10 protein-coding genes and 1 pseudogene are annotated in these 10,309 nt (G+C 57.9%); 8 read left to right on the top strand and 3 right to left on the bottom strand.

All coding sequences use genetic code 11. The features are described from left to right. Window positions 1-110 (top strand): annotated as a pseudogene (locus AB5Y85_RS14085) (IS481 family transposase); the annotation flags it as partial. A gap of 250 nt (window positions 111-360) precedes the next feature. Here the strand turns inward: AB5Y85_RS14085 and AB5Y85_RS14080 are convergent. Beyond that, the gene (locus AB5Y85_RS14080; protein WP_257687675.1) at window positions 361-2,421 is read right to left on the bottom strand and encodes a TonB-dependent hemoglobin/transferrin/lactoferrin family receptor; all 2,061 of its coding nucleotides are present in this window, start codon (window positions 2,419-2,421) and stop codon (window positions 361-363) included. A gap of 192 nt (window positions 2,422-2,613) precedes the next feature. Between AB5Y85_RS14080 and AB5Y85_RS14075 the strand changes: the two genes are divergently transcribed. The 3 genes from AB5Y85_RS14075 to AB5Y85_RS14065 are packed head-to-tail and all read left to right on the top strand — an operon-like array spanning window position 2,614 to window position 4,586. Next, a complete protein-coding gene (locus AB5Y85_RS14075) occupies window positions 2,614-3,585 on the top strand; it encodes a ChaN family lipoprotein (RefSeq protein WP_257687674.1) in 972 nt (323 codons plus the stop codon). A 25-nt stretch (window positions 3,586-3,610) separates the two neighbouring features. Continuing rightward, on the top strand, window positions 3,611-4,165 hold the full coding sequence (locus AB5Y85_RS14070) for a cysteine hydrolase family protein (RefSeq protein WP_257687673.1): 555 nt from the start codon (window positions 3,611-3,613) through the stop codon (window positions 4,163-4,165). A gap of 37 nt (window positions 4,166-4,202) precedes the next feature. Then, window positions 4,203-4,586, top strand: a complete 384-nt coding sequence (locus AB5Y85_RS14065) for a hypothetical protein (RefSeq protein WP_257687672.1) — start codon at window positions 4,203-4,205, stop codon at window positions 4,584-4,586. 87 nt (window positions 4,587-4,673) lie between these two features. Here AB5Y85_RS14065 and hutZ read toward each other — a convergent pair whose 3' ends face one another. Further along, window positions 4,674-5,231: a heme utilization protein HutZ gene (gene hutZ / locus AB5Y85_RS14060; RefSeq protein WP_047435363.1), complete on the bottom strand. Its 558-nt coding sequence runs from the start codon at window positions 5,229-5,231 to the stop codon at window positions 4,674-4,676. Continuing rightward, window positions 5,228-5,740, bottom strand: coding sequence for a heme utilization cystosolic carrier protein HutX (hutX, locus tag AB5Y85_RS14055; RefSeq protein ID WP_058057835.1), 513 nt, complete (start codon window positions 5,738-5,740; stop codon window positions 5,228-5,230). The genes hutZ and hutX overlap by 4 nt, the downstream gene beginning before the upstream one ends. Window positions 5,741-5,910: 170 nt before the next feature. On the opposite strand from hutX, the gene AB5Y85_RS14050 reads away from it, so the two are divergent. The 4 genes from AB5Y85_RS14050 (at window position 5,911) to AB5Y85_RS14035 (ending at window position 10,206) form a co-directional block, all read left to right on the top strand. Further along, window positions 5,911-6,762: a hemin ABC transporter substrate-binding protein gene (locus tag AB5Y85_RS14050; RefSeq protein WP_139494071.1), complete on the top strand. Its 852-nt coding sequence runs from the start codon at window positions 5,911-5,913 to the stop codon at window positions 6,760-6,762. Beyond that, window positions 6,759-7,790, top strand: a complete 1,032-nt coding sequence (locus AB5Y85_RS14045) for an iron ABC transporter permease (protein ID WP_005335261.1) — start codon at window positions 6,759-6,761, stop codon at window positions 7,788-7,790. Before AB5Y85_RS14050 ends, AB5Y85_RS14045 begins: the two co-directional genes overlap by 4 nt. 11 nt (window positions 7,791-7,801) lie before the next feature. Next, complete coding sequence (locus AB5Y85_RS14040; protein WP_257687671.1) at window positions 7,802-8,614, top strand: heme ABC transporter ATP-binding protein; 813 nt, start codon at window positions 7,802-7,804, stop codon at window positions 8,612-8,614. Window positions 8,615-8,844: 230 nt separating this feature from the next. Continuing rightward, window positions 8,845-10,206, top strand: a complete 1,362-nt coding sequence (locus AB5Y85_RS14035) for an endonuclease/exonuclease/phosphatase family protein (RefSeq protein ID WP_257687670.1) — start codon at window positions 8,845-8,847, stop codon at window positions 10,204-10,206. Window positions 10,207-10,309: the final 103 nt, after the last annotated feature.

Raw genomic sequence — 10,309 nt, 5'->3', positions numbered from 1 at the left:
ACACCCAGCGGCCACATCAAGGCAGGATGATGGAGGGGCAGACCCCTTACAGCATGTTCAAAAAGGGTCTGAAATTGATACCGAAGGAAGTGCGCTCTAAAGTAGCGTAAACAAGACACCGGTTTGAGGCCGGTGTCAGGTGATAACTAGATCTGTACACTCAGTTAGTTCCATTCAAGCTGTATCGATTTGGGAAACAACGCCGGTAACACCTCCTCCTGGTTAGTGTTGCAATCCTTCCACCCGCCCATGGCGGGTTTCTTTTTTAGGCAAACATCTGCTCTGCTCCATCGTCACAACATGGCGGCGACAAAAAAGGGGCCGAAGCCCCTTTGATCATCTGCGTCTGTTGTTTGCTCTTTAGAATACGTATTTGACCCGTGCACTCAGGTTGCGGCCCGGTTCAGTAAAGGTACTAATATCAGTTCCGACATCTTTCCCTGCGAGACGATTATATGTGGAGTATTCCCGATCAAACAGATTGAAGACCCCAACGTTGAGTTGCAGCTCAGGCAAAGGATTAAACTGGGCATACATATCCACCGCCACCCAACCAGCTGACTTCATAAACTCCTTACCGTTTTCATCCTTACCGACCTTATCCATATCATCAGCAAAGCGAAGCGCGGTATTGAAATTCCAGAGCGCTTGTTCAAAACGCACACCGATATTTCCACTCAAAGGGTTCAGAGAGTTAATGTAGTTTCCATTTTGATCTTTTCCGTTGATGTATGACAGAGCACCCCAAGTATATATATTATCATCGAACCAGTAACCAAGTTTCAACTCGGCTCCATTGGTATTGACTTTATCCTTGTTGACATACTTAGTCACCATTGTCATACCTGTACGACCAAAGGATGATGTATTTTCTGTATCAATAAAATCTTTATATTTTGCCCTGAACACAGAAATATCATAGTCAATTGTATCTGACTGGCCGCGAGCCCCGAGATCAATACCATCACTACTTTCTGGACGTAAGTCAGAGTTAGGGATAAAGACATGAGTAAAACCTGGCACACTATAGCTATCAGATGCTAAAGACTCGCTATATGTAGGAGCCCTGAAACCATGGCTATATTGCGCATATATATTTGCCAGCTCATGGGCCTTATATACAAGGCCAAGCTTTGGAGATAGTTCACCTTCCTTGATCTCGCCAAATGATGATTTACCGTTACTGGAAGTAGCTTGCAATTCATAATGATCATACCGCATGCCCGGAGTTAGCTGCCATTTATCATTAATCGCGATATTATCAAAGAACCACACTGCAGCACGCCGCGTATCGCTATCCGGGAATGGGCTTCGGTTCGCTATTGCGCCACTCGGGTAACTGGTTTTCGTCTTCTCACGTTCTGTAGTTGATTTCTCATACTCAAGACCCCAAACAATGCTGTTTGCCCCCAAACGCTTGTCAAACTGTAGCTGTGCACCCAAGGCGTCTTGTAAAAACGTATTATGCTCTGAACTTCCTTTTATTGTATTACCAGTGTTTTTATTATTGCTCTGGTCAAATTTACTGATGTAAACCTTCGAAGAAACTCGATCTGTGAGCAGTGAGCTTACTTTAAGCTGGTGATCCAGCATGATGCGATAGTTTTCACTTTTCTCATCTTTCAGTCTCAAATCTTTAGCGTTATCAAACGGATCGGATTCTTTATCTTGATCGTAATAATCAAATGTCAGCTGCGCCTGCTGTACTGCTGATATATGCCATTTGCTTTTGAGCAGAACGGAACGGTCAACAATATCAAAGTCATACAAACTTGATTTATAGTTCTGTTTGACGCCGCCATTACGCTCTGTATAGCGTAATAGATGCTCAAAATCACCGGTACGCAATGCGGTTGTAAAACCGCCCATCCATTGACCATTTTCGGATGCATAACCACTGGTCACATCAACATAGCTGTTTTTATTACGCAAAAAATCCGATGCGTCTTTGGTCGTAATTGCAATAACCCCACCAATAGCATCCGAGCCATACGCAGTTGAAGCAGGTCCTTTAACAATTTCAACCTGTTTGATCATGTCAGTATCGAAGTAGTTCTGTCCTACACCACCTTCGCTATAAGCATCGTTTTGACGAACACCATCGCTCACCACTTTGACGCGATTTCCACCCATACCACGCAATGAGAAGGTTTGACCATCAGTAGCATTATGGCTACCGCCATTCACGGTCACACCGGGTTCGTAGCGGAACAGGTCGGCGACGTTGGTGACGACCTGCTCTTCAATCTGCTTGGCGGTGATCACCGAGATGGGGCCGGAGACATCTTCCAGTTTTTGCTCCATCCGTGAGCCGCTGACGACAACGACTTCATCCGCCTTCTGGGTGGCAGCAAAGACCTGGGAGGAGAGACCGGCCGCCACGGCGAGGGCAACCAGAGAGAGTGCGTTATGATGGGTCACAGCGAATCCTTATTGAGAACTGTTATCAAACAGGCCGCATATTACCCGGCTCCTGACAAAGATCAACAAGAAACGAAATCATTCTCATTTGTTTTGAGCCAAATTGGTTTTACACTGTCGCCCTGTGTTGCCCTTATTCTCTATTAGCCCCCGAGATGCACCGGCATCCGGGCATATCAGCCGTGAGATCCCATGATTAGACGACTTCCCCTGCTCGCCCTGCCGCTGCTGCTGGCAGCCTGTGCCACCCCCACCCAACCGACCCAGTCATCACAGTTGCAGACGCTCTATGACTACCGGCTAAGCAGCGAGGGAGACGCAGACCTGACGCAGGAGCAGGCAATCGCGCGCATTGCCGACGCCGACATCATTCTGGTGGGTGAGCTACACAGCCATCCCGCCGTGCATCTGTTGCAATCGCGCCTGCTGAGCAGGCTCTACACCGCAGGTCAGCAGCACGGTCGGCCATTGGCCCTCTCCATGGAGCAGTTCAGCCGCGCCGACCAGAAGACGCTGGATGCCTATCTGGCGAACCAGATTGGTGAAGCGGCCTTGATCCGCGAAGGCAACGCCTGGCCCAACTATCCGAGCGACTACCGCCCGCTGGTAGAGTTTGCCAAGGCTCACCAGATGCCGGTGATCGCCGCCAACGCCCCCAAACCGCTGGTGAGCTGTGTCGGTCAGGAGGGGGCTGAGTGGCTCGACAAACTGCCCGCGTCGCGCCGCAGCCAGCTGGCCCGCCAACTGACGCTAGGGGATGATCCCTATAAACAGAAATTTATGGCCTCCATGCACCACGGCGACGCCGACAGCAACGCCCGCCGCTTCGCCGCCCAGACCAGTTGGGATGACACCATGGCCGAGAGCATGGTGGATTATCTCGCCAAGCACCCGGGCCAGCAGATCATGCATATCGCCGGCAATTTCCACGTCGAGGGGGGGCTTGGACTCGCCAGTCGCATCGCCAGCCGCAATCCTGCCCTCAAGGTGGCGCTGGTCGTGCCCCGCACAGATGAGACCTCTGTTGCAGATCGCGCAGCCGATGTGCAGGTAACCATCATGCCGCTGCCTAAGCGCTGGCAAAACAGTGACGAGATGAAGCAAGATATGGGCGCGCTGCATCAATCCCGCAGTCGTGACTGCAGCCAGTGGCTGCAACCCTAATCTTCCAGGAAACGGCGGGTAAAATATGGATGTGTTACTGATCATCGATGTGCAGCAAGGCTTGTTCAACGAGCCCCGTTACCGCCAGGAGCAGGTGCTGGCCAATATCAATCGGGCTGCAGCCCATGTCAGGCAGCAACAGGGACGGGTCATCTATATCCAACATGACTCGCCCCCCGGTACCGAACTGGAACCGGGCACCCCGGGTTGGCAGTTGCACAGTGCGCTGCAACCGGCCAAGGGGGAGAGCCGGGTACGCAAGACAGCCTGTGACAGCTTTCTCGATACCGAGCTTGCTTTCCTGCTGGCCGAGCAGCCGGTCGAGCGACTCATTCTCTGTGGCTGCGCCACCGATTTTTGCGTCGATACCACGGTGCGCAGTGCCGCCTCCCATGGGTACGAGGTGCTGGTGTTGAGCGATGGTCACACCACCGCCGATCGCCCCCACCTGAGTGCGGCCCAGATCACCGAGCACCATCACTGGATGTGGCGCCACCTCAGCCTACCGGAGGGGCGCAGTGTGACCCTGCTCACCACCGACGAGCTGATGGCAGTAACACCCGCCCTGCAGCCGTGCTAATCTGCGAGCCTCGCCTCGTTTCTCACTGGAGTCTGTCGTGCGCCTGTTGTCTGCCACCCTGTTGTTGATTGTTCCCCTGCTGTCGGCCTGCTCCAGCTTGCCCGGCCAGAAGTATGACGGGCCGGATCCCCTGTTTCTGACCCACATCAACGAGGAGGGGAGCAAGCGGTTCACCTTTGAAGCCGCGCCTAACGACACCTTGCCACGCGGCCTCTCGGCGGCCCAGAGCCAGCGGCTGCTGGAGCAGCGGGAGGCGTTGCAGGAGAACCTGCTGACCGAGACCCTGGCGACCAAGCAGTATTGCCGCCAGGGCTACATCGTACTGAGCCAGACCTCCTGGAAGGTGCGGGGAGAGTGCAACGAAACGGCCACCGATGCCGATCGTCGCGCTTTTCCCAACAAGGCCTCCTGGCAGGATTGAACAGGCCGGATGAGATAACGCAATAAAAACGGGCAGCCCAGTGGCTGCCCGTTTTGTTATGACGGCTGTCGTGGTCGACAGGGATTATCAGACCGGCGCATCGGCCGGGCTGGTGAGCTCGGCACCGTTGTCGATGCGCTTGTGCCCTTCCACCAGATGGACGAAATCCACCAGCTCGTCACCGGAAACCGCGAACGCCTGACCGAAGCCCTTGACGAACAACCCCTGCTCCGGCTTGAGGCGGAACAGTTTGAAATCCTTGAGGTTGGAGAGACCCTTGATGATCTCGCCAAAACGACCTTCCAGTGCCGCCACCGCCTTGCTCCAGCGGGCGTCGTCACGGGACACCACTTCAGCCACCGCATCGAAGGTCAAGCGCTTGCGGGCAAACAGCTCGCGGGCACCGCTCTCATCCTCGATCAGCATCAGGGATACCCGGGGCACCTGTTGCAGGTTGCGGGCGTGGCGGGCGATCTCGGAGATCAGCACATAGTAGCCATCTTCCTGCAGCACGAACGGGGCATAGCTGGCGTTGGGATTGCCTTCGCCATCGACGGTGGCGAGCTGCAGGGTGCGGCAGCTGTCGCGAAACTCGCGGATCTCCGGTTGCAGGCGGTTCTGCAGACGCTCCTGACGTTCACTCATGCTTTGACTTCCTCTTGAGAGTTGTGGCGCAGCGCCATAAAACGGGTGACCTGATCGTCCAGCAACTGGCGTTTCTCGTCGCGACCCAGATAGACCTTGAAAATGCAGCGGCCGGAGTGACCGAAGAACTGGAAGGAGTGCCCCTCCTTGCCCATGAACAGCTTGCTGACCAGCGCAATCCCCGCCACGTTGTCGAGCTTGAGGTGACCATGCAGCTCACCGTCGCGGCCCATCAGGTTGTAGTAACCGCGTGCGTCCTTGCCTTTCGGGAAGGGGGCTTTGACCTCGAAGATGGAGCCTTCAGATTCGACGATGGTGGTCACCGGGCCCCAGTCGGCCAGATCTTCCAGCAGACCTTGTGCGCGATCGGCGGGTAGCAGGGTCACCAGCTCGGCGGGCAGATGGCGAACCACCTCCCATTCGCTGATGGCAAGCTGGGCCGCCAGGGTGGACGGATGAGCGCCGGGATCCTGCTCCAGCAGCGCGTGAATGCGTTGTGCAATGCTCATGTTTTCTCCCTCTGCGGGACCAGGTCGTCCCGCTGTTTATCATGGCGGCTACTCTAATAAAGCACCGAAACCAATGCAATTGATAATTGCTATCATTATCAGTGCATTTTTTCCAAAGCCTTGATATTCTCGGCGGCACACCCGTTTCATTCACCCCTTCGGAGGTTAGCATGGGCCGTCGTCTTGCCCTCGCCATCACCCTGCTCTGCAGTTCACTCTCTCCCTTCTCTGCCGTTGCCGCCGACGGACAGAAAGAGCGTATCGTCAGTATCGGCCCGGCCACCACAGAACTCATTCTGGCCCTTGGCGGTGAATCGAGCCTGATCGCCACCGATGTCAGCAGCCCCTTGCCAAAAGGGTTGCCCAAGGTGGGTTATCACCGGGCACTGGCCGCCGAAGGGATCCTGAGCCTCTCCCCCAGCCGACTGGTGGGCAGCGACGAGATGGGCCCGGCCCCGACCCTGGATCAGCTGCGTCGTGCCGGGGTCAAGGTGGAGGTGCTGGATACCGCACCGACTCTCGCCAACCTCAACCAGCGTATCGACACCCTCGCCAGCCTGCTGGGCGATAAAGCCGCTGGCGATCGCCTGAAGGCAGAGATCCAGGCCCAGACCGATCAGCTGGCGGCGCAAGCCAAACAGAACAAACCGCTCAAGGTCGCCTTCCTGCTGCTGCACAAGGGGCAACCCACCAGCATCGCCGGGGGGGACACCACCGCCAGCGCGCTGATCTCGCTGGCAGGCGGCATCAATCCGGTCGCCGAGTTGCGCAACTACAAGCCGGTATCCGCCGAATCCCTCATCGAGATGCAGCCCGACCTGGTACTGGTCAGCGGTCGTGACTGGCAGCAATATGCCGATCCGGCCAAGGTGCTGGCCGAAGTGCCCGCCCTGGCGGCTACCCCGGCAGGCAAGCGCAACGCCATTCACGCCATCGACGGTCAAGCCCTGCAAGGGGGCCTGAGCCTCAACTCCCTGCAACAGGCGAACCAGATCGCCCAGTGGATCAAGCAGGGGTCATGATGCGGTTACCCCTCTCCTGGCTGCTGGCCTTTACCACGGCCGCACTGGCGCTGTTGCTGCTCGGTTCGCTGGCAACCGGCCCCATGACCCTCACCCTGGGCGAGAGTCTGCGGGCGCTGTTTGCCGGGCAGGAGAGCGGGATAGAGTCACACAAGCTGCTGATCGTGCAGGAAATTCGCCTGCCGAGAACCCTGCTCTGCATCGCAGTGGGGGGGATCCTCGGGCTCTGTGGCGCCGTGATGCAGGGGCTGTTTCGCAACCCCCTGGCTGACCCCGGCATCATAGGTGTCTCCGGCGGTGCGGCGCTCGGCGCGGCGCTCGCCATCGTGCTGCTGGCCCCCCTCGGTCAGCAGCTGCAAGCCACCATAGGGGTTGGTCTGCTGCCGCTGCTCGCCTTTCTCGGCGGCGCGCTCACCACCACCCTGGTCTATCTGCTCGGCACCCGTGAGGGCGGCACCTCGGTCACCGTCATGCTACTGGCTGGGGTCGCCATCACTGCGCTCTCCGGTGCAGTGATCGGCCTGCTCACCTATCTGGCGGACGATCAGATGCTGCGCAACCTGAGCCTGTGGCAGATGGGAACGCTGGCGGCAGGCAAACCGGCCGATGTGGCGCTGGCCCTGCTCACCCTGGCGGCCCTGCTGTGGCTCTTTATGCGCGATGCCAATCCCCTCAATGCCCTGCTGCTGGGTGAAGGAGAGGCTCGTCATCTGGGAGTCAATGTGCAATCCCTCAAGCGCCGCCTGATTCTGCTCACCGCCGCGGGCGTCGGCGTGGCGGTGGCGGTATCGGGGATGATCGGCTTCGTCGGGCTGGTGGTGCCCCATCTGGTGCGCCTGCTGGCAGGCCCCAACCACGTCAGGTTGCTGCCACTCTCAGCCCTGCTCGGCGCCGCCCTGCTGCTGGCAGCCGATATGCTGGCACGCACCCTGCTGGCCCCTGCCGAGCTGCCGGTGGGCATCATCACCGCCCTGCTCGGCGCCCCCTTCTTCATCTGGCTGCTGGTAAAAGGCCGCCGCGCCCTGTGATACGGACTGTTATGCAACCACTCTCATCCTCACTCTCCTCCCCCATGTTGAGCTGCACCCGACTCAGCCTGCGCCGTGGCCAGCGCCAGATCCTGGATGGGCTCAATCTCGACCTCGAGAGCGGCACCCTCACCGCCCTGCTCGGCCCCAACGGGGCGGGCAAGAGCTCTCTGCTCAAATGCCTGACCGGCGAGCTGGAATATGAGGGTTCCATCACCCTGTTTGGTGCAGATCGCCAGCAGTGGGACAGCAGCCAGCTGGCCCACCGACTCGGGGTATTGCCGCAAAGCTCCTCCCTCAACTTCCCCTTTCTCTGCGAGGAAGTGGTTGCAATGGGGCGCTTGCCCCACAGTGAACCGGCGGCGCGGCGTGACGAAATTGTGGCAGCGGCCATGACCCATGCCGGGGTCGAGCATCTGGCCAAACGGCTCTATCCCGGGCTCTCCGGCGGCGAGCGGCAGCGGGTGCAGTTTGCCCGGGTGCTGGCGCAGATCTGGCAAGCTCCCTCCCCGACCGGGCAAGCCGAGCAACCCCGCCTGCTGCTGCTCGACGAACCCACCTCGGCGCTGGACCTGAAATACCAGCATCAGCTGCTCACCATGGCGCGCGCCCTCGCCAGCCGCAATACAGCTGTGCTGGTGGTGCTGCACGACCTCAATCTGGCGGCGCGCTATGCCGATCGGCTGGTGATGCTGGAACGGGGTAAGCTGATGGCCGATGGCACGCCTGCCGAGGTGCTCACCCCTGAGCTGATCGCCCGTCTCTATGACTATCCGGCACAGGTGATCCACCACCCCGAAAGCGGCCTGCCGATGGTGGTGTGACAAACTCAGAGTGCGGTAACGGCAGGAGGCGCGCTATTCATCCCGAAAACTGCAGCGTATAAACCGGTTTTTCACACCCCATATCGCCCTGCTAACATTCATCATCGCCAGATATGTGGTGTGAATATCCTCACACTTTGCTCAGGCAAAATCCCCGCAGCATCGCCGTCTACTTATAATGGCGCCGCCTCACAGAAGGCATAACTCATTGATGCTACGGAATAATTACAATGAAAAATATCAACAAGACCCTACTGGCTGCCGCTATTTCCCTCGGGATGCTGGCTGGCTGCAACAGCGACAACGACTCAAAGGCAGCTGATCCCATGGTTCGTTTTGCCACCTTCAACCTCTCTTTTGACCGCACGGCCGCCGGTATGCTGACCGGTGAGCTGGCGCTGACCCGCACCGAGCAGGATGCCCTGCTGGCCCGCCTCGCCGAAGGGAGCCTGAGCGGCGCCACTGAAACCAAAGCCAAGAACGTGCAGCAGATCCGCAACGTGGCGGAGATCATCCAGCGCACCCGCCCGGATGTGTTCCTGCTCAACGAGTTCGACAACGACGGCAAAGGCGAGAGCACCGCAGATCTGAAAGCCTTCAACGACAACTATCTGGCTCACGCCCAACACGCCGAAGTGACCGCCATCAGCTATCCGGTGATGCAGAACTTCGCCACCAACACCGGCCTGATGAGCGGTTATGACCTCAATCTGGATGGCAAGGTCAACAGCGGCCCCGACGATGCCTGGGGCTTTGGCAACTACCACGGCCAGTACGCCTTTGCGGTGATGTCCAAATATCCCATTGACACCAAGCAGATCCGTACCTTCCAGAACTTCAAGTGGAAGGATATGCCGGGCGAGCAGAATCCCGTCATCGATGACTGCAACAATCCCAAGGTCAAGATCCCGGCCAGCCGCCAGTGTGGCGATGCCTGGTATGAAGACGCGGCCTGGCAGCAGTACCCGCTCTCCTCCAAGAACCACGCCGATGTGCCGGTACGCATCAAGACCGAGAAGGGTGAAGAGGTGATCCACTTCCTGATCTCCCACCCGACCCCGCCAATCTTTGCCAACGCGGCGCGTCACACCGTCAAGCACAACCGCGCCGAGATCGCTTTCTGGAATGACTACGTCAAGGGTCTCAACTACATGACCGATGACAAGGGCACAAAGGGTGGACTGGCCAAAAATGCCAAGTTTGTTATCGCGGGTGATCTCAACGCCGATCCGCTCACCGGTGACGGTGACCTGACCGCCATTCAGGATCTGCTAAACAACCCGCTGATGAATCAGGCCATCACCAATGGCACCCTGATCCCGGTCAGCGAAGGGGGCCCGGAGTGTGTCAGCAAGGGGACCGACTGCAAACGCAACCTCAATCGCCCCAACCCGGAACGCATCACCAACTCCAGCGTGCTGCAGCTGGATCACGTCATCCCCTCCGCCAACCTCAACGCGGTCAAAAGCGGCGTCTTCTGGCCTGCCAGCTTCGAGGCCGGTTATCACCTGGTCTATGATGCGAAACTCGGCATCGCCAAGGGAGTCAGTTCGGATCACCGCATGGTGTGGGTCGATCTCAAACTCGACTAACTCTGCCATGACCCCGCTGCGGCGGGGTCTTTTATGGGCGAGGGGTGGCGCGTTGACCACGGCTCATTAATCCACCGCTTGGCATGGCATCCACCATCCATAA

Source organism: Aeromonas sp. R3-1 (assembly GCF_040908345.1).
Taxonomy (GTDB): domain Bacteria; phylum Pseudomonadota; class Gammaproteobacteria; order Enterobacterales; family Aeromonadaceae; genus Aeromonas; species Aeromonas veronii.
The sequence above is the reverse complement of the archived record's forward strand: the minus strand, read 5'-3'. Positions and strand labels throughout refer to the sequence as shown.

Bases quoted from the DNA above. Each gene is read 5' to 3' on its own strand.
- AB5Y85_RS14075 (WP_257687674.1), top strand. From the start codon at position 2,614: ATGATTAGACGACTTCCCCTGCTCGCCCTGCCGCTGCTGCTGGCAGCC.
- AB5Y85_RS14070 (WP_257687673.1), top strand. From the start codon at position 3,611: ATGGATGTGTTACTGATCATCGATGTGCAGCAAGGCTTGTTCAACGAG.
- hutZ (WP_047435363.1), bottom strand. From the start codon at position 5,231: ATGAGTGAACGTCAGGAGCGTCTGCAGAACCGCCTGCAACCGGAGATC.
- hutX (WP_058057835.1), bottom strand. From the start codon at position 5,740: ATGAGCATTGCACAACGCATTCACGCGCTGCTGGAGCAGGATCCCGGC.
- AB5Y85_RS14050 (WP_139494071.1), top strand. From the start codon at position 5,911: ATGGGCCGTCGTCTTGCCCTCGCCATCACCCTGCTCTGCAGTTCACTC.
- AB5Y85_RS14045 (WP_005335261.1), top strand. From the start codon at position 6,759: ATGATGCGGTTACCCCTCTCCTGGCTGCTGGCCTTTACCACGGCCGCA.
- AB5Y85_RS14040 (WP_257687671.1), top strand. From the start codon at position 7,802: ATGCAACCACTCTCATCCTCACTCTCCTCCCCCATGTTGAGCTGCACC.
- AB5Y85_RS14035 (WP_257687670.1), top strand. From the start codon at position 8,845: ATGAAAAATATCAACAAGACCCTACTGGCTGCCGCTATTTCCCTCGGG.